General features: G+C 41.7%; 18 protein-coding genes and 1 pseudogene. 15 read left to right on the top strand and 4 right to left on the bottom strand.

The window, feature by feature from the left end:
* Positions 1–130 precede the first annotated feature (130 nt).
* Both H6G68_RS00390 and H6G68_RS00385 read left to right on the top strand, forming a co-directional pair.
* Entirely contained in the window at positions 131–3337 is a 3207-nt protein-coding gene (locus H6G68_RS00390; RefSeq protein ID WP_190904852.1) for a glycoside hydrolase family 15 protein, read from the top strand.
* Positions 3338–3378: 41 nt separating this feature from the next.
* A complete protein-coding gene (locus H6G68_RS00385) occupies positions 3379–3756 on the top strand; it encodes a GxxExxY protein (protein WP_190904851.1) in 378 nt (125 codons plus the stop codon).
* A 49-nt stretch (positions 3757–3805) separates the two neighbouring features.
* Here the strand turns inward: H6G68_RS00385 and H6G68_RS00380 are convergent, their stop codons facing one another.
* Positions 3806–4108, bottom strand: a complete 303-nt coding sequence (locus tag H6G68_RS00380; RefSeq protein ID WP_127052349.1) for a YkvA family protein — start codon at positions 4106–4108, stop codon at positions 3806–3808.
* Between the two features lie 216 nt (positions 4109–4324).
* On the opposite strand from H6G68_RS00380, the gene H6G68_RS00375 reads away from it, so the two are divergent.
* The 3 genes from H6G68_RS00375 to H6G68_RS00365 all read left to right on the top strand — a co-directional run bounded on the left by H6G68_RS00375 (position 4325) and on the right by H6G68_RS00365 (position 6370).
* Entirely contained in the window at positions 4325–5113 is a 789-nt protein-coding gene (locus H6G68_RS00375) for a MotA/TolQ/ExbB proton channel family protein (protein WP_190904850.1), read from the top strand.
* Entirely contained in the window at positions 5103–5759 is a 657-nt protein-coding gene (locus H6G68_RS00370) for an ExbD/TolR family protein (RefSeq protein WP_190904849.1), read from the top strand. The genes H6G68_RS00375 and H6G68_RS00370 overlap by 11 nt, the downstream gene beginning before the upstream one ends.
* A gap of 248 nt (positions 5760–6007) precedes the next feature.
* Positions 6008–6370, top strand: a complete 363-nt coding sequence (locus H6G68_RS00365; protein ID WP_190904848.1) for a phage holin family protein — start codon at positions 6008–6010, stop codon at positions 6368–6370.
* Between the two features lie 173 nt (positions 6371–6543).
* On the opposite strand, the gene psb29 is transcribed toward H6G68_RS00365, so the two are convergent.
* The gene (gene psb29 / locus H6G68_RS00360) at positions 6544–7251 is read right to left on the bottom strand and encodes a photosystem II biogenesis protein Psp29 (RefSeq protein ID WP_190904847.1); all 708 of its coding nucleotides are present in this window, start codon (positions 7249–7251) and stop codon (positions 6544–6546) included.
* A 386-nt stretch (positions 7252–7637) separates the two neighbouring features.
* Between psb29 and H6G68_RS00355 the strand changes: the two genes are divergently transcribed.
* The gene (locus H6G68_RS00355; RefSeq protein ID WP_190648311.1) at positions 7638–8219 is read left to right on the top strand and encodes a chromophore lyase CpcT/CpeT; all 582 of its coding nucleotides are present in this window, start codon (positions 7638–7640) and stop codon (positions 8217–8219) included.
* A gap of 166 nt (positions 8220–8385) precedes the next feature.
* Here H6G68_RS00355 and H6G68_RS00350 read toward each other — a convergent pair.
* Positions 8386–8748 (bottom strand): annotated as a pseudogene (locus H6G68_RS00350) (STAS domain-containing protein); the annotation flags it as partial.
* Between the two features lie 252 nt (positions 8749–9000).
* Positions 9001–10047 (bottom strand): oxygen-dependent coproporphyrinogen oxidase, encoded by a 1047-nt coding sequence (gene hemF / locus H6G68_RS00345; RefSeq protein ID WP_190904845.1) that lies wholly within the window; start codon positions 10045–10047, stop codon positions 9001–9003.
* A 91-nt stretch (positions 10048–10138) separates the two neighbouring features.
* On the opposite strand from hemF, the gene H6G68_RS00340 reads away from it, so the two are divergent.
* The 9 genes from H6G68_RS00340 (at position 10139) to H6G68_RS00300 (ending at position 19822) form a co-directional block, all read left to right on the top strand.
* Entirely contained in the window at positions 10139–10345 is a 207-nt protein-coding gene (locus H6G68_RS00340; protein WP_190904844.1) for a hypothetical protein, read from the top strand.
* An 87-nt stretch (positions 10346–10432) separates the two neighbouring features.
* Positions 10433–10957 carry an SRPBCC family protein gene (locus tag H6G68_RS00335; RefSeq protein ID WP_190904843.1) on the top strand — a complete coding sequence of 175 codons (525 nt, stop codon included), beginning with the start codon at positions 10433–10435 and terminating at the stop codon, positions 10955–10957.
* 146 nt (positions 10958–11103) lie between these two features.
* Entirely contained in the window at positions 11104–12174 is a 1071-nt protein-coding gene (locus H6G68_RS00330) for an Mrp/NBP35 family ATP-binding protein (protein ID WP_190904842.1), read from the top strand.
* A gap of 136 nt (positions 12175–12310) precedes the next feature.
* Entirely contained in the window at positions 12311–13624 is a 1314-nt protein-coding gene (gene rodA, locus H6G68_RS00325; RefSeq protein ID WP_190904841.1) for a rod shape-determining protein RodA, read from the top strand.
* Between the two features lie 261 nt (positions 13625–13885).
* Positions 13886–14080 (top strand): NAD(P)H dehydrogenase subunit NdhS, encoded by a 195-nt coding sequence (locus H6G68_RS00320; RefSeq protein WP_071191365.1) that lies wholly within the window; start codon positions 13886–13888, stop codon positions 14078–14080.
* Positions 14081–14177: 97 nt separating this feature from the next.
* Complete coding sequence (locus tag H6G68_RS00315) at positions 14178–14834, top strand: HAS-barrel domain-containing protein (RefSeq protein ID WP_190905087.1); 657 nt, start codon at positions 14178–14180, stop codon at positions 14832–14834.
* Between the two features lie 145 nt (positions 14835–14979).
* Positions 14980–17124, top strand: coding sequence for a cation:proton antiporter domain-containing protein (locus tag H6G68_RS00310; protein ID WP_190904840.1), 2145 nt, complete (start codon positions 14980–14982; stop codon positions 17122–17124).
* 274 nt (positions 17125–17398) lie between these two features.
* Positions 17399–18334 (top strand): UDP-glucuronic acid decarboxylase family protein, encoded by a 936-nt coding sequence (locus H6G68_RS00305; protein WP_190904839.1) that lies wholly within the window; start codon positions 17399–17401, stop codon positions 18332–18334.
* A gap of 96 nt (positions 18335–18430) precedes the next feature.
* Positions 18431–19822 (top strand): UDP-glucose dehydrogenase family protein, encoded by a 1392-nt coding sequence (locus H6G68_RS00300; RefSeq protein WP_190904838.1) that lies wholly within the window; start codon positions 18431–18433, stop codon positions 19820–19822.
* The last annotated feature ends 111 nt before the right edge of the window (positions 19823–19933 follow it).

Genomic DNA, 19933 nt, shown 5'->3' with positions numbered 1-19933 from the left:
ATCTCAGTAAACACATAACCCTTAGCTAGTTGTAATCTTGTCACCATTGACAAAAGTCTTTCTGTATTGAGTTACATTATTTACCTCGCCGTTACAAGGTTGAATTTACCAAGCAGTTCCCCAGCAACTTATGAAAACACCCATAGCATTGTCAACTCGTCTGGATACTTACTACCAGCAAATCAAGACAATTATCATAGCTCGTCAAAATCCCATTACTGGTTTGCTCCCTGCGAGTACAGCAATTACCGCTCATGGTGATTATACCGATGCTTGGGTAAGAGATAACGTTTACAGCATTTTAGCAGTTTGGGGTTTAGCTCTTGCATATCGTAAACTAGACAACGACGAGGGACGCACCTACGAACTCCAGCACAGTGTTGTCAAGCTAATGCGTGGCTTGCTGTTTGCAATGATGCGACAAGCATATAAAGTAGAAACATTTAAACATACTCAATCTTTATTAGATGGACTGCACGCTAAATACAATACAGCCACTGGTGACATTGTAGTTGGTGATGACGAATGGGGACATTTGCAACTTGATGCAACATCAATATTTTTACTGATGTTGGCGCAAATGACTGCTGGGGGATTATCAATTATTTATACACTTGATGAAGTTAACTTTGTCCAAAATTTAGTTTATTATATTGGCCGAGCTTACCGTACTCCAGACTTTGGCATTTGGGAAAGAGGAAATAAAATTAATCATGGTAGTGCTGAATTAAATGCTAGTTCCGTAGGAATGGCTAAAGCAGCTTTAGAAGCTATCAACGGACTCAATCTTTTTGGTATACATGGAAGTCAAACTTCAGTAATTCATGTACTACCCGATGAAATTGCTAGAGCCAGAATTACCTTAGAATCTTTATTACCAAGAGAATCAGGTTCTAAAGAAGTTGATGCAGCGCTTTTAAGTATTATTAGTTATCCCGCTTTTGCAGTGGAAGATGTGCAATTGCGAGAACGGACTTTTAATAAAATTATTACCAAACTCGCAGGTAAATACGGTTGTAAACGCTTTTTGCGAGATGGACATCAAACCGTTTTAGAAGACACTCAACGCTTACATTATGAACCTGGGGAATTAAAGCAATTTGAAGATATTGAATGTGAATGGCCGTTATTTTTCACATATTTAGTTCTGGATGGAATATTTCGTGGTGAACAAGAACAAGTTAAAAAATATCAACAACTATTAGAATCATTACTTGTAGAAAGTGAAGGACTACGGTTACTACCTGAACTTTATTATGTCCCTGCTGAAAATGTCGAAGCCGAAAAATTAGCACCACAAACTCAACCCCGTTTACCTAACGAAAATATCCCTTTAGTTTGGGCGCAAAGTTTATACTTACTTGGTCAAATGTTGAGTGAAGGATTAATAGCAATTGGCGAAATTGACCCGTTAGGTAGACATTTGTGTATAAACAAAAAACGTGAGGCGTTAATACAAATTGCTTTATTAGCCGAAGACGAAGAATTACAAGCAAAACTAGCAGTTCACGGAATTGAAACTCAAACTCCTACCCAAGTTGAACCAATTCAAGTGAGAAAGTCTGGGGATCTTTCCCACATTTATACACAAATTGGGCGAAATGATAAACTCGGTTTAACTGGTCGTCCAGTACGACGTTTGCGGAGTTTGACAACATCAAGAATTTTTAGAATTTGCGGTGAAACAGTCGTATTTTTGCCATCTTTTCTAGATTCCCAGCAGTTTTATTTAACTCTTGATTACCATTTCCTAGTAGATCAACTTAGAAGTGAATTAGCTTATATTCAAAAATATTGGAGTGATTTAGGTCGTCCGACTCTGACTTTAATGTTAACTCACACCATGTTAGAAATCGGTTCCGAAGCATTATTAGAATTAATGCAAGAACTAAAAGATGGTGTTTGTAACGGTGTACAGGTAAAATTAGGGCGAATAAATCAGTTGATGCTGACAGCAGGAATGCAAACAATTGATTTTCTTCCCAATGCGGAATTTTCCCAATTACCATTAAAAAATGCGGGGATACGTTGCTATTATCTAGCTTATAATCCGGCGAAAAATTGGCGGTTAGGACATACCCAAGAATTCCAAATGGAATGTGAAACTAACCTGAATTCATTGTTACTGCATTTGCGTTCATCAGAAAATATTTATGAGCAAATTGAGTTATTACAAACTTTAAAACGTTTACAAAGTTTAGAATTTGATACAGGATATGGTGGCCCTGGAAGGCCTGTAACAGTAGCAGATTTACTGGATGAAGTTTACACCAAAGCCGGAGATTTAGGTATTTGGGCGGTGGTGCGTCGCGCTGCGGGTTTACGGCGAATGGTGGATATTGGCTTGTCTGATGCAGTCACCAGTATTGTAGTACGAGGTAAGCAAATTGCTGTGGGTAGGGCTTACAGTGAGGCTTCTCTGATGGTTGTACCCATGTCTCACCATGAAATTGCGGAAAAAATTAATAACTTCTGTCGTGAGGATATCCGCGATCGCGTTTTGACCCAAGAGATTTTGATTTATTTGGGTCTATTAATCAAATCAGAACCAGAATTATTTCAAGGACTGCTAACCCTAAGAGTCGGTTATTTGATTCTCTTAATTACCAGCGAACTAGCTCAAGAATTGCACGTTACTCAAGATGAAGCCTACGATTACTTAATGCAACTTTCGCCATTTGAAGTAAAAATCCGCTTGTATAAAGTATTAACTGGTTATAGTGGCGTGAGTGGTTTATTACGTCAACAAGAATCACTTCACGTCAAACAAAAAGAAAGTGATATTGCTTGGGTAGTTTTACCAGCAATTAGCGAAGAAATTGCCATTAATTCCGAAAACTGGCGCAGATTTCGCCAAGCAGAAGGCGCACTGAATCGAGTTCCCAAAGACTTTTTTAAACAAGTTTGGCTATTAATGCAACATTGTAAAGGTCTAGTAATTGGCGATAAATTAGAACGACGCAATCGTTTAGATAGTGAAATAATGCTTTCAGAAATGACAGCAGGAGAAAGAAATTTTGCTTTGCTAGTTGAACATTTGCTGAACAAAATTGAAGCCCCAGAATATCGCCAAGTTAATGTAGAAGCATTGATGGAATTAGCCGCAATAGTCGCTAATAACCCCAGCTTGCAAATTGAAGAATATATAGTTTTAGATGTGTTAGTCGGTCACGCAGTGCGGTTAGCATGGCTAGAACATCATCCCCATCGCAGTAATCATTATGATGAAGATAAAGGTTTAGCATGGCCACATTTTTACAATACTTCTCCTCAAGATTGCGCTAATTATATTTTGAAGGCGTTTAGATTTTTGATAGAGTTTGGAGAAGATGCTTAAACGCAGAGGAACACAGAGGTAAACGCGGAGGAACGCAGAGAATGCAAGAGAATGAGTTGAGTGGGTTGATTATTGGTTGTGCGATGAGGGTACATACTGCTTTGGGACCTGGGTTGTTAGAGTCAGCTTATGAGGAATGTTTAGACTATGAACTCAAAAAAGCCAATCTCAATATTGGTAGACAAATTCCTGTCCCCTTGATTTACGAAAATGTAAAATTAGATTGTGCTTATCGGTTAGATTTACTAGTCGAAAACAAAATTATTGTCGAAGTTAAAGCAGTAGAATCCTTACAACCAATTCACTCCGTTCAACTTCTCACCTATCTCAAACTAGCCAAATGTAAACTCGGACTCCTCATCAACTTTAACGTCCTCCACCTCAAAGATGGCATCAAACGAGTAGCTAACAACCTCTAACTCCGCGTTCCTCTGCGTTAACCTCAGCGTTCCTCTGCGTTAAAAAAACTTATTTCACAGAAACAGCATCAACATCAACAGTATTATCTGTAGATGTAGACTCATTAACGCTAGTTTCTACATTACCTTTTTTCGCTTTCCAACCATCAATTACTAATCCAGAAACTTCAGAAACTAGTAAAGTCAAAAGCAAAACATCATCAATTTGTCCAATAACAGGTATAAAGTCGGGAGCAATATCTATAGGGCTGAGAAGATACGCTATCGTACCGAGAATTACCCACCAACGGTATTTGGGATTACGAAGTGTGTTCCGATACCAGCTGTAAAGCGATTGAATTGAGAAGTTCATATTTCTAACCTCCAGTTATTTTTATTTTGGCAAATAATCCTCTAAACTCCCGGTGGGAATAACCGCCCTAGTGTGTATAGAAGATGGTAGTAGTAAGGGAGTTGTTAACTAATTGCCTAGCGATCAAGTGGGTGAGTGTGGTAATGGTGCATTAATCTCTAGAATTAAAATGCTCTAGCATTGTTGCTCTAGTAATGGAGGGAGGAAACCTACACAGTGGATATTTTAGATTTGTTTAAGAAGGGCGGCCCAGCAATGTGGCCTCTGCTGGTGCTGTCAGTCCTATCTGTAAGTGTCATTTTCGAGCGTCTGTGGTTCTGGTTGCGGATGTTGACACAGGAAAAGGAAATAGTTGAGCGCGTTCTTGATGCTGCTGCTGAGAATTGGGAAATAGCTACAGAAATTGCCCAAAAAGCAGTAGATCAACCGATTGGCCGTTTTCTCTATGCACCGCTACGTTTACAAAAAGGTGATGCGGAAACCTTTCGATTAGCGCTAGAGTCAACTGCCGCAGAAGAAATAGCAGGTATGCGGAGGGGAGAAAAACTTTTAGAATCTGTGATTGCTCTCTCCCCGTTGTTAGGATTGTTGGGTACGGTTTTAGGTTTGATTCAGTCTTTGCGCTCAATTCGCATTGGTGATTTGGGTACTGAATCCGCAGCTGGCGTAACTACTGGGATTGGGGAATCTCTAATTAGTACCGCTGCCGGCTTAATAGTTGCGATCGCTACTTTGGTATTTTATCGCCTGTTTCAGGGTTTTGTTGTTAACCAAGTCAAAGTTTTTAATAAAGCTGGGAATGATTTAGAGTTACTCTATCGTCAGTTTCCCCCTGATCCTCATCAAAGTACATCAGGAATTGTACGGGAATCTGCACGGGAACGCTTTAATCCACCCCGCAAACGAGGTAAAAACAAGTTTACAGAAACCCCCTCAACCCCTCCAGAGGAAACACCCCAAAGTTCTCACCCTAACTCGTCACCAGAGCTAGAAAATGAAAGTTAACCTGCATACTCCCGTTGAAGAAGTCCAGATTCAAATTATCCCTTTAATTGATGTCGTTTTTTGTATTCTGACATTCTTTTTGTTGGCAGCCTTGCAATTTACTCGTCAACAAGCAATTAATGTTGATTTACCCACAGCCAGCACAGGTACAACTTCTGCTGCTAGTTCACAGAAAAGTAGTAATATCTTACCTGTGACTATTGATGCTGTTGGTCAAACTTACATTGAAAAAGATCCTGTCAGACGAGAGGAATTAGAAGCACGCTTAAAGCAGTATGTCCAAGCAAATCCTAATGGTATCTTGGTGCTGAATGCATCGCGTACAGCAACTTATAACGATGTCATCCAAACATTAGATTTGCTGCGGCAAGTGGGAGGTAATCGTGTGTCTTTGGGAATTATTCCTGGGCCATCTCAACCACTCACCAACTCACCAATTACCCCGATGATGCCAATACCTAACACGGTACCAATTCCGGGCAGTGATGCTCAAGGCAATTTTAACCCTTCTCTGCCCCTAGCCCCAAATCAATTGCCTGGAACTGGGGAAGGTATCAATCCTGGTATTTCGCCTATAGTTCCCAACAACAGCGTCCCTCAAGTGCCTGTAGCACCGGGAAACAGCAATTCTACACCTAAAAGGTGACACAATTACTGTAAACGTTTGTATGTAAAAATCCCCCAAACCCTGTTGAATAGTATGGGCTAGGGGGAATTTTATTTTTTTAGCAATATCAAGAAAAATTGGATAAACCTAAAGATATCTAAAATAAAATCCAGTTGGAGTAAGAACTGCTGCTAATTTATAAATAATTGGTTAAGCTACAAAGATTTTTCTATCAATAAACCAAGTAATTTATCGCCATCACCATTTACGTTTCAAGGGTTGCGGCAATGAATATTGTGACACTGTTAATTGTTTGGATAGTCACTTCTATCAGCTTGTGGATTATTAGCAAATTGCCTTTGGGGGTTGAAATTGATACTCCAGGAAAAGCCGTCTTTTCCGCTGCAATTCTTGGTATTATTACAGCATTAGTTAGACCAATTCTAGGTGCTGTATTCATTATCCCAAATTTTGCCACATTTGACTTATTATCTGGTATCTTCACATTTATGATTGCTGTGGCTTGTTTTAGTATAGCTGCATGGTTAGTGGAGGGTTTTCGCTTACGTTATGGTGTTTGGAGTGCTGTTTTAGGAGCTTTTGCGCTGACTGTTATTAACAGCGTACTTTACAAATTACTTGGTGTGTAAATAATTCGTAATTCGTAATTGCTAATTCGTAATTTAGAATTTACTACATTGTAAATTTTCTTAGTTGTAAACAAGGTTGCTTTGCATTGACTATTTTATGATCTGCAACCTTTAATTACGTTGGCGTAGCCTGCTGTAAGCACTATTACGAATTACGAATTATGAATTATAAACTATTCGTTGTTACTAGGAGGGGCAACTGGGATGGTAGATTTTTGTTGACGTTGATCGCGTTTTTTGCGATCAGCAGTGAGTATATCTGCCATCACTATCAGTGCTTGTGCCATCTTGTCTAGGTTAGAGCGGTATAATTCTAAATCTTTGCTAAGTTTATCTTCTGATAAATGCAAACCATTAGCGATCGCTTTTAGTGCCTCATTGCGTTGCTTGTCATCTTTGACTAGTTCGGGATCTGCTAGTTCCAACAATGAGAATAAACCCACAGCAAACAAGCGACTGTATTTAAAATTAGGATTGTGCGCTATCGCTTGCAGTTGTGCTTGCAAATCGGCATCTACATCCAAGTGAGTGGTTTGACTCAACCAAGCAATTAAGTCCTTAGCTGGCAAACTCTGAGCGACAGCTTGCAATCTTGCTGCATCCTGTCGATAAAGTTGTGGATCTTGCTCTACAGACCGAGATAAAGCATTAAAAATCGCTTCTTGATCCTGTTCGGGTTGATAGCCTTGCATGAAGCGGTCAAAAGTTGTGACGACGCCCAAGGCATAAATTGAATTGTAGCTAAAATCGACATTGACCGACAGCAGATGCATTTCTACCATCAACTCTTCCACTACCCGGCGGTAAATAGTGTTGATTGGACGGGTATGAAGACTGTAGAAAGTTCGCTTTGTATCAGAGACAGTACGGACGTTATTCACAGAGAAAATATTAAGGGCGACGTGTTCTTATTTTCTAGCTTAAAGGCTTCTTTGCCAAGTTATACAATTTTGGATTTTAGATTTTAGATTTTGGATTCTCAAAGACTTACTCCATCAGCTTTGCAGTCTTTTATGTCGCCATCATTTTTATTTCTGGGGATCAGGCAGAATTATGAAGGCAGAGGTGGGGGTTTAAGTCCCCCACAACTATAAGTCTAAATCCCTATTGCAAAACTGAATTACGTATCCCTAGCGGGACCGTAGGCACTATTACGAATTACGTATCCCTAGCGGGACCGTAGGCACTATTACGAATTATTTTTTGTCTTGCTCTTGCTGATCAAACTAACTCAGATTTATAATCATTTTTGATCTACGGATATTTTATGAGCTTGTCCCCACAATTAATCACTTTGGGTCAGTACCTTGCTGGTGAATTTGACAATCAGGAACAGGCTATGGCAGAACCTGTTTGGTATGTTCACCTGCGTTTATGGCAACGACCAATTAATCTTTTCTCAGAAGACAGTATCACCCTATTTGCTGAACAAGCGAATACTGTCAACCTAGACAAACCTTACCGCCAACGAATTATGCGGTTAAGACAGGAGTCTGAGTTTCTGCAAGTGCAATACTATATGCCTAAAGATCCAACTGCCCTCCGAGGGGCAGGTAGTAACCCCGCTTTACTGAATCAGTTGACATCAGAGCAGTTAGATTTACTACCAGGCTGTATTTTGTCAGTGACCCAAGAAACTCTAGCCCCTAATCTTTATCGGTTTACGGCTTCTGCACCTCCAGCAAGTATTTGCAGTTTTACTTATCTTGGCAACAGGATACAAGTTTCCTTGGGTTTTGAGGCTACTGAAACCAAATTTCTCAGCTACGACAAAGGAATTGATTCCGAGACAGGAAAAGCCACATGGGGAGCAACAGTCGGTCCTTATCGCTACACGAAGATTAATTGAAGATCCACTCTCCGCGTCCTTGCGTCCCTACGTCCCCGCATCTTCTTGGTCAAGTTGATTCATCTGCTAATGATTGGACAAAGTGAGCAGATGACGAATTTAAACCAGACGTGGGGCTTGTCTGGTGAGTATTTTGATGTCCAGGCTCGAAAAGATGATCATCGTTGCTGACTAAGCTGGGGAATAGGGTTTCTAAAGCTTCTTCTTCAGTTTCAAAGATTTCAAAAACTGTGTCCATCATTGTCACCTCAAAAACAAGTTTGGCATCTGGGTGGACATTGCAAATGCGGAAACTGCCCTTAACTTTATCAGCATCACGCATCCCAGCGACCAAAGCGGTGAGACCAGAACTATCAATAAAATCTACTTGTCCCAGGTTCACAACTACATGACGACTGATTTTGGAAATACATTCCTGTAATTTCAGGCGAAATTGCCAAGCAGTTGTGATGTCTAAGCGATCTGTAGGTTTCAAGACAATTACAGTACTGCCGTCTTGGGTTGTATAGGCTTTTTGGTCTATATTCACTGTACCTCTCCGTGATATGGGCTGAATATCAACTACTTTTGTATATAGACTTAAAATTAGTGAGCCAAAAAACTTGCTGTTCTTTTCATCTTTAAATTTCACCTTCACTGGGATAGTTCTTAGATTTTTAGTAAGTTAGTTGGCTCACCAGACACAGAATCATCCTCAGATGAAATTGGAGATGAGCAAGCTACAGCTAAAAATACGACATTTTTGTGAAATGCCCGTATTTAGTAGTTTAACGCACATACCTTAAGTATGACTTGGTGTCCAGTTTATCCAATCTTGAGGCTTGAGAAAGGTTTCATACAACTCAGCTTCGGGCGAATTCGGTTCTGGTTTGTAGCCGTATTCCCAACGCACTAAAGGTGGTAGGGACATGAGAATGGATTCTGTGCGTCCGTTGGTTTGGAGTCCAAAAATTGTCCCCCGGTCGTAAACCAAGTTAAATTCTACATATCTGCCGCGACGGTATAGTTGAAAATTCCGTTGGCGATCGCCATATTCCATCCCATGTCGTCTTTGAACAATTGGTACATAGGCTGGTAAAAAGGCTCCACCACAGTCTTGCACTAATGCAAATAATTCTTCCCAAGTGCGTGGTGGTAGTTTTCCTACCTCGTCACTATAAATAGCCGCTGCTCCCTTGGGGTCGGGTCCGCGATATATAGTCCCTTGACCATCTTGGTAATCCAAAAACAAACCGCCCACACCGCGTGTTTCATCCCGATGTTTGAGATAGAAATATTCATCACACCAACGCTTAAACACCGGGTAATATTCTGGGTGATGTTGATCGCAAGCCTGTTTGAGAGTTTGATGAAAATGGGCTGCGTCTTCAGCAAAGGGGTAATAAGGTGTCAAATCAGCGCCACCACCAAACCACCATACTGGGCCTGCTTCAAAATAGCGGTAATTTAAATGGACTGTGGGTACGTAAGGATTACGGGGATGTAACACCAGTGAAGTGCCTGTGGCATAAAAGCCGTGTCCTTCTGCTTCAGGGCGTTGGGCTAAAATTGACGGTGGCAGATGGGAACCCCAAACTTCAGAAAAATTTACACCAGCTTGTTCAAAGATTGCGCCATCACGCAGTACACGCGATCGCCCCCCACCCCCTTCTGGACGCTGCCAACTGTCTTCTTGAAACTTACCAACACCATCCAGTTCCTCTAAACCTTGAGTAATTTCGGCTTGTAAATTTTGCATAAACTGACTAACTCTAGCCTGAGCGTCAGATGCTGGAAGAAACTGGGATGATTCTGCTGCTAGAGTGGGTGTTTGCGAGTTGGTCAACATATATTCCCGAACCTAAAATTACAATTTCTGTGAAAGCTACAAATTTTCATTTTCAAAATTTGTCGGCAATCAGAGCCACCAAAGCTCAAGAATGCCAAAACTGCTTTTTCTTAGTTGTCAAGCATTTACACCATTGATGGGCATGACTAGAGCTATTGTCCCTCAAATGCGTATAGGCTTGTATATTAACCAAGTTTTTTTTCGACTTTTTGCTTGGAACATTCTGGTACGAATACCAGACTCTGACCAATTAGTCTACAAAGTAGTTTGTTTGTTGGATGACATCTGTGGCAAATAGAGGAAAGGCTCAAGCAAAGAGCTACTGCCTAAAATGCCAAAGTTACCAGATACTGTGTAGGTTTGCTCCTAGAGGAGGATGAGAAAAGTGCAAAGTTGGTTGTCAAAATTCAGCCACCGCAAACGTCTTCGATTTTGCGCTGCTCTGGTGCGGACGTATCGAGAGATCAGTTCTGCTTCTGTAGATGAACTGTGGCAACAAGTGGTTGACTTCACAGATGTTTCTTGGCATCCACTACTCAAAAGTACCAATGTACCATTAGGACTAGTACCCAAACCTGGATTGATTTTCCAGGCTTTCACACGCTTTTCGCCGCTTCCTATCCAGATTTTTGTAGAATGCGTCAATCCCAAAAAAATGCTGAGTATCCGCATCTTGGCAATTCCCGGAATTGAGGAACGGGTGACATATCAAGTGGAGTCAACTGTTTGTGGTAGTTATTTATCTTATTCTGTGACATTACGCGGTTGGTTATCACCTCTAATTTGGTCGTTCTCTCGTCCTTATGCAGATCGGGTAGCACGTTCCTTGGTTGAAGCTGTAGAAAAGGCAGCATTATCAGCAGTTTCAGGGAAGAAAAAATCCCTGAATGGTGGGTGTTGTGATTTTTAGGGACTGGAGAAATGGGTCAGTTGTCTGTTAAGCGTTAAAAGCCTTGTAATAACTGATAACTGATAACTGCCCCAAGAAAGTTAAGATGCAAGTAGGTAAAAATGACAATTTTTTAAATTTTATTAAGGCGCAAGGGTATACACGCTATGTATGATGTTTTAGATTCTCACTCAGTTCTAGAAGTCTTGCGACCAGTTGAAGATCCAGAGCTTCGCAAAAGCCTGGTAGAACTGAATATGATTCGCAACGTCAAAATTGACGCTGGCAAGGTTAGCTTTACTTTGGTATTGACAACTCCTGCCTGTCCCTTACGGGAATTTATTGTTGAAGATTGTAAAAAAGCAGTACACAAGCTCCCAGGTGTGACAGATATCAGTGTAGAAGTGACAGCAGAAACACCACAGCAAAAAAGCTTACCTGACCGTAATTGTGTTCCGGGCGTAAAAAATATTATTGCTGTTTCTAGCGGTAAAGGAGGTGTTGGTAAAAGTACAGTGGCTGTAAATGTTGCCGTGGCTCTAGCACAAACAGGAGCTAAAGTCGGCTTGTTAGATGCTGATATTTACGGGCCTAATGACCCCACCATGCTGGGTTTGGCTGATGCCAAAATTGCTGTTCGCTCCACAGAAACAGGTGAAATCCTGGAACCTGCTTTTAATCATGGTGTCAAATTAGTCTCAATGGGCTTTTTAATTGACCGAGATCAGCCCGTGATTTGGCGTGGACCAATGCTGAATGGCATAATTCGCCAATTTCTCTATCAGGTGGAATGGGGAGAACTGGACTATTTAATTGTGGATATGCCACCAGGAACGGGAGATGCTCAGTTAACTTTAACCCAAGCAGTACCGATAGCTGGGGCAGTGATTGTCACCACACCGCAAACAGTAGCCCTGTTGGATTCGCGGAAGGGGTTGCGGATGTTTCAGCAGTTGAATATCCCGGTATTGGGAATTGTGGAAAATATGAGCTATTTTATTCCCCCAGATCAACCGGATAAGCAATATGATATTTTCGGTTCCGGAGGTGGCTCAAAAACTGCCGCAGAATTAGGAGTACCACTGTTGGGATGTGTACCTTTAGAAATTTCTACCAGAATTGGCGGTGATAATGGTGTGCCAATAGTTGTTGCTGAACCAGATTCAGCTTCGGCTATTGCCCTGAAAGCGATCGCTTTGACTATCGCCGGTAAAGTATCAGTCGCTGCTCTAACATAAGGCAGAAGGCAGAAGGCAGTAGATAATTATTTCTCCGCGTCTGGAGCGTCTCCCTATCTCCGCGTCTCCCTATCTCCGCGTCTCCCTATCTCCGCGTCCCCAATCCCCGTTTAACGCTCAAGTTTCTCCTCGCACAATGTTATTAAAACCTTCACTCCCCAAAATCCGCTGGCAATATTGGGTTAAGCCCTGGCAGCAAGTAGATTGGCTATTATTTTGTTTACCTGTTGCCCTGAGTATGTTTGGCGGTCTGATGATTCTGAGTACAGAACTGAAGCAGCCAGTAACTGACTGGTGGTGGCACTGGCTTGTAGCTGGTATTGGCTCAATCATAGCCTTGTTTTTGGCTCGTAGCCGCTACGAAAACCTGCTCCAGTGGCACTGGATAACTTACGCGCTGACTAATTTCAGTTTGATGATTGTGATGATCGCTGGTACTAGTGCCAAAGGCGCACAGCGATGGATTAGCATTGGTGGCTTCAATGTCCAACCCTCAGAATTTGCCAAAATAGGGATGATTATCACCCTAGCAGCTTTACTGCACAGACGTACAGCTTCTACCCTTGACAGTGTGTTCCGTGTCTTGGCAATCACTGCCATACCTTGGGGATTAATATTTTTACAGCCAGATTTGGCCACATCTCTAGTATTTGGGGCGATACTTTTAGGAATGCTTTATTGGGCAAATGCCAATCCGGGTTGGTTAATCCTGATGATTTCCCCGGTGGTGTCGGCAATTCTGTTTAGTATATCCTGGCCTTTGTCAAGTCCGATAGTGTTGCTTAAAGAACTATCTTTTAGCCCTTTGGGTTTAGCGTGGGCAGGTGCGATGGGGATTGTGGGATGGCAGACTTTACCCTGGCGAAGATTTAATCTTGGTGCTATCGCTGCTTTTACTCTCAATATGTTGGGGGGTGAATTAGGAGTTTTCGCTTGGAATCATGTATTAAAAGAATATCAAAAAGATAGGCTGAGTGTATTTATCAATCCTGAACATGATCCCCTTGGTGCGGGTTATCACTTAATTCAATCTCGTATTGCCATTGGTGCGGGAGAAGTTTGGGGATGGGGTTTGTTCAAAGGTCCGATGACTCAACTCAATTTTGTACCTGAGCAGCACACAGATTTTATTTTCTCTGCCGTTGGTGAAGAATTCGGTTTTGTTGGTTGTTTAATAGTATTATTTGTCTTTTGCTTGATTTGCTTCCGTCTACTACACGTAGCTCAAACCGCCAAAGATAATTTTGGTTCGTTGTTGGCTATTGGTGTTTTATCGATGATTGTGTTTCAACTAATTGTTAATGTGGGCATGACTGTTGGTTTAGCACCTGTAGCTGGTATACCCTTACCTTGGATGAGTTATGGTCGTTCTGCGATGCTGACCAACTTCATCTCTTTAGGAATAGTAGAATCTGTAGCCAATTTCCGCCAACGTCAAAAATATTATTAAATTAGGTGGCAGGTGGCAGGTGACAGGTGACAGGTGACAGGTGACAGGGAAGAGGAAAAGGAGCAGGGAGTAAGGGGGAAAATACCTCTAATTCTTACTTTTCTCGTCCCCGCGTCTCCTTCTCTCCGCGTCTCCTTCTCTCCGCGTCTGCCCCGCCGCCCCCCTGCCTCTTCTGCCTAATTCCCTATTCCCTATTCCCTCTGACAACTGACAAACAACTAATATTAAGGTATTAACAGAGAATAAACCGAGGGTAAAAACATGATTCTGCCTGGAGCAACTGTTCGCGTCAAAAATCCCGCAGACACCTATTATCGCTATGAAGGACTTGTGCAACGGGTCAGTGATGGCAAGGTAGCTGTACTTTTTGAAGGTGGTAATTGGGATAAATTAATTACCTTTCGCTTGCCAGAATTAGAACCTGTAGACACTACAGCCAAGAAAAAAGGAAAATAATAATTGAGTCATTAGTCAGTGGTCATGAGTCATTAGTAAAAGACTAAGGACTAATGACTAAGGACTAAGGACTAATGACTAAGGACTAATGACTACTATGCGTCTACCTTTACCACAGTTTGCTACAGGCGATCGCCATCCTCACCACATTGGGGAGGTGATCGAAACCGCGACTACCGAATTTTTGGCACAGTGTTTAGAACCGGAAGACTTGAGTTTTCCGCCTATGCCACCTTTTGGTAGTTGGGTTTGTGCTGTGGATGAAGAATCTGGCAATCAAGTTTATGCTGTGGTGTATCATGCTACAACTATGCCTATAGATTCTGTACACAGAGCCAGGGCGTTGGGGTTGTCCTTGCAAACTTTGCGCGAGGAACAACCCCAGATATTTGCTATGCTCAGAACTGAATTTCGGGCAGCGATTGTTGGATTTGAGCAGCAGTCTCAAAATCTAAGTTATAACCAAGGAATATATCAGTATCTCCCCCCCCGTCCACCTCAGATTCATCAAGCTGTTTATCGGTGTCAGCCGGAAGCGATTGTCAAGTTCACCGAAAAACTAGATTTTTTGCGGACATTACTTTTGATTAACGGTGCGCCGGTAGAATCTTTGGCCGCGTCTGCCATTCGTGAAGTTTACGAGTTACGCAAAGCTGATCGCGAATGGTTGATTAAAGCTGGACGACACCTGAGTGTGCTGCTAAAAGACGATTATGATCGCTTGCGGTTTATTTTAAGTCAAATCCACCCGTAGGCTGTTAGTTCCCAAACAATTGCCTGGGTAGTGTTAAGTAAAGTTTTTTTAATATTTATTCAGGTGAGCTTTTGAAAGTTATATAAATCAGGCGATACTTCTTGCGATTATCGCAGCTGCACCGTTGCCCATTTCAGTCCTACCTATGGAACTCTTATTACAAGTGCTGGCTTCGGAACCAACCTCCCAAGTTCTTGGTAAGGAACCCATTGTTCCCTTTGCTATTTTATTGGTGGTTATCTTAGTTATACCTATCCTTTTTGATCGGCTAAGATTGCCAGGATTAGTGGGTTTGGTTTGCTCTGGGGTAGTACTTGGTCCATCAGGCTGGCGTTTATTGGAGTCAGAATCGCCAATGATCACCTTGCTATCAGACATTGGGTTAGTTTACTTAATGTTTATAGCGGGATTGGAATTTAATATCAAAGTTTTTCGTGAACAGAAAATTCGTTCTTTGGTATTTGGTAGTTTGACTTTCAGTCTACCCCTGATGATCGGCACATTAGTAGGGCGATTTTTGGGCTTTGGCTGGGATACTTCAATCTTAATTGGTGCTTTACTTGCCTCTCACTCTCTTTTGGCATATCCGATCATCAGTCATTTGGGAGTGGTAAATAACGAGGCTATCACCATGACAATGGGAGCTACAATTTTTACGGATATCGGCACATTGCTGATATTAAGTGTTTGTATAGCAAGCTCTCAGGCTGGGGTATTCAGCGTTGAGCAACTAATTCCCTTAATAGCATTAATAACAAGTTACGCTTTGACAGTATTAGTAGGGTTTGATTGGGCAGGTAAAGAATTTTTCCGACGGTCTGGAGACGACGAGGGCAACAAGTTCTTATTTGTCTTAATGTCTGTGTTTCTCGCCGCTGTAGTTGCTCAAATGATGGGGTTAGAAAAAATAGTCGGTGTGTTTTTAGCGGGTTTGGCGGTGAATGAAGCTGTAGGCGAAGGGCCAGTTAAAGAAAAATTGGTGTTTATTGGCAGTGTGCTATTTATTCCCATTTTCTTTGTGGATCTGGGTTCAAGGATTGATTTACCTGCCTTTTTTGACGGCGATAGCACAATCACGTTATTGTTGTTAATTTTCTGCGGTTTGATTACTAGCAAATTTATAGCCGCTTTGGTGGCAAAACTGGTTTACCGCTATAACTGGCAGGAAACTCTCACAATTTGGTCGTTGTCAATTCCTTTGGTAAGTACGACATTAGCTGTGGCATTAGGGGGATATCGGTCAGGATTACTGCCCCCATTGGTATTCAACAGCGTGATTGTTTTAATGGTGATAACAGCGACTTTGGGTCCCTGGCTGACGAGTGTGGTGGCTGCGAGTCCTACTGGTTTAACTTGTTCATCCGCTCAAGAGGCATCACCAAGCCCTCTGTCTGAACAGCAAGGACAATCAGTACATGATCATTTGACTATAGTTGTACCCCTGTATAACCCCTATAATCAAAGGTATTTGATTGAAATGGCGGCATTATTGGCGTGTCAGTCCAATGGCAAAATTTTACCATTAGCGATCGCTCATGCTACGGCTCAGATGGATACACCCCAGTTAGAAGTCGCTTGGCAACGGAGTGAGCGGTTATTAGCAAAAGCCACAGCACAAAGTCAATTATTGGGAGCCAAAGCTGAACCATTACTGCGAATTGATGATGCCTTTGCCCCAGGAATTAGTAGGGCGGCTCGTGAACAAAAGGCAAATTTAATTATCATGGGTTGGGGTAAACGTACCGGCTTGAGGGCGCGTTTATTGGGTAATGTGATTGATAGTGTCCTTTGGGCCTCCCATTGCCCTGTGGCGGTGGCACGTCTGGTGGAATCACCAAAAAAAATTCAGCGCATCCTGGTGCCAATAGAAAACTTAATGACTCCCACACTAACACCTGTGAAATTTGCTCAGATGTTAGCCGATGCCAATCAGAGCCACATTACTATCTTGAATGTGTGCGATCGCCGCACTAGTTCGAGTAAAATTGCTGCTAGGCGATCGCATCTCTCTGTACTAGTATCTAAATTAGCTTTGGCTCATCCGCCAGAGATTCAAATTATTGCTCATGAAAATGTTGCCCAAGCGATTTTGCAAGCCGCCAGATTATATGATTTAATTGTGTTGCCTTTTATCCGTAATCGTACTAGTCCGGGAGGATTAGCCATTAGTGATGTCACAAACCAATTAGTCAGCCAACTTACCTGCTCAATCATTATTCTGGGAGAACCACAACACAATCAAAATGTACTTTGGTCAAAAACTATTCCTAGTAATACAGCTTCTGTGTAAAAATACTTTAAAAAACATTTATATTCTTTTTGAAGATTTGATGAACTCTAGCTAAAAATCCTCCAATTATTAGAAAATGTTAGTTATTTTGCTTCTTTAATCATGCAGGTAACAAACACGAGGATCACAACGTTGTATATGTAGAAAAATTATCCAATCCACAAATACATTTTTCCATGATCTTCGTTAGTTATCTATTTTTGTAGCCTAGCTGGGTAATCCCAAAATCAAGATCATACCAACTGGAAATAACTGTAAAATTACCGAGAAATTTATGAGAATTTTGGTGACGGGCGGTGCTGGGTTTATTGGTTCCCATTTGATCGACCGACTAATGGCCGAAGGTCATGAAGTCATATGCTTGGATAACTTTTATACGGGACATAAACGTAATATCCTCAAATGGTTAAACAACCCTAACTTTGAGATGATCCGTCACGACATCACCGAAGAAATTCGGTTAGAAGTGGATCAAATTTATCATTTAGCTTGCCCTGCGTCTCCAGTACATTACCAGTACAACCCCATTAAAACCGTTAAAACTAACGTGATGGGAACAATGAATATGTTGGGGTTAGCTAAACGTGTGAAAGCTAGGTTTTTGTTAGCTTCCACCAGTGAAGTCTATGGTGATCCAGAAGTTCATCCCCAAACCGAAGACTATCGAGGTAGTGTCAATCCTATTGGTATCCGTTCTTGCTACGACGAAGGCAAAAGAATCGCTGAAACTTTAGCATTTGACTATTACCGAGAAAATAAAGTCGATATTCGGGTTGCCAGAATCTTTAACACCTATGGCCCACGAATGTTAGAAAACGATGGTCGGGTAGTCAGCAACTTGATAGTTCAAGCTTTACGGGGTAATCCTTTGACTGTGTACGGTGAAGGTACACAAACTCGTAGCTTCTGCTATGTCTCTGACTTAGTGGAAGGACTAATCAGGTTGATGAATGGTGAGTACATTGGGCCAGTAAATCTGGGTAATCCTGATGAATACACAATTTTGGAATTGGCACAGGCTGTGCAGAACTTGATTAACCCAGATGCACAAATTAAGTTTGAACCCTTACCTTCAGATGATCCTCGTCGTCGTCGTCCCGATATCACCAGAGCAAAAACTTGGTTAAATTGGGAACCTACCATTCCTCTGCAAGATGGGTTAAAACTGGCAATAGAAGATTTCCGCCAACGTATTGAAAGTAACAATTAGTTAGTTGTTAGTTGTCATTAGGCATTTCTGAACTCATAACTAATGACTAATGACCAATGACTAATGACTAATGACAAAAAAGCAAGGAGTTAAAAAATGCGTGTTTGTGTAATCGGGACTGGTTATGTTGGTTTGGTAACAGGTGCTTGTTTGGCTCATATTGGACATGATGTTATTTGCATAGATAACAACGAAGAAAAAGTAAAATTAATGAAGTCTGGTCAGTCGCCAATTTTCGAGCCGGGACTCTCGGAAATTATGCAGTCTGCCATTAATACTGGAAATATTCAATTTTCTTCGGATCTGCCTGCTGGAGTGGCTCATGGCGAAATTCTGTTTATTGCCGTGGGAACTCCTCCTTTACCCACTGGTGAAAGTGATACTCGCTATGTAGAAGCTGTAGCTCGCGGTATAGGGGAAAATCTCAACGGTGGTTATAAGGTAATTGTTAATAAATCTACTGTACCTATCGGCTCTGGTGACTGGGTAAGAATGATTGTTTTAGATGGCATTGCTGAACGCCAAAAAACATTGATACCAGCAGGTGGGACAGCAGTGGAGGAGAAATTACCAGATATTGCTGCTCAGTTTGATGTTGTCAGCAATCCAGAGTTTTTACGGGAAGGTTCAGCAGTTTATGACACCTTTAACCCGGATCGGATTGTCTTAGGGGGCAATAGTCAACAAGCAGTGGGGATGATGAAAGAACTATATGCCCCAATTGTGGAACGCAAGTTTGCTGCTGACCAGTCTTTACCCCCTGTACCAGTACTGGTTACAGACCTGAGTTCCGCAGAAATGATCAAATACGCTGCTAATGCTTTTTTGGCGACCAAGATTAGTTTTATTAACGAAGTTGCTAATATTTGCGATCGCGTCGGTGCAGATGTTACCCAAGTCGCAAAAGGTATTGGTTTAGATTCCCGCATTGGTAACAAGTTCTTACAAGCTGGTATTGGTTGGGGTGGTTCATGTTTCCCTAAAGATGTCTCGGCGCTGATTCACACAGCCGATGATTATGGCTATGAAGCCCAACTCATGAAAGCCGCTGTGAGTGTGAACGAACGTCAACGTTTGATTGCTTTGGAAAAACTCCAGCAAGTCTTGAAAATCCTCAAAGGTAAAACTGTCGGACTACTTGGTTTGACCTTCAAGCCAGATACGGACGATTTACGTGATGCACCTGCGCTCAACTTAATTGAGCAACTCAACCGACTGGGAGCTAAAGTTAAAGCTTATGACCCGATAGTTTCCCAAACTGGTTTGCGTCATGGTCTTTCTGGTGTATTGGTGGAAACCGATGCTGAAAGACTAGCTGATGGCTGTGATGCTTTGGTACTCGTCACTGAATGGCAACAGTTCAACACTTTAGATTATGCGAAAATGGCAAAATTGATGAGTCACGCCGTGATGATTGACGGTCGTAACTTCTTAGACCCCGAAACAATGGTCAGGGCTGGGTTCCAATATGTAGGTGTGGGACGATAAAAAAATTAAAAATTAAAAATTAAAAATTAAAAAACACAAGTTGCATAAGTTTTTTAATTTTTAACGACATCGCCGCCTAGTTTACTCTGGGCGGCGTTTAATTTTTTTTCA

This window comes from Anabaena catenula FACHB-362, assembly GCF_014698735.1.
Taxonomy (GTDB): domain Bacteria; phylum Cyanobacteriota; class Cyanobacteriia; order Cyanobacteriales; family Nostocaceae; genus Anabaena; species Anabaena variabilis_A.
Note: the sequence above shows the minus strand (reverse complement) of the source record. Positions and strands in the feature narration are given on the sequence as shown.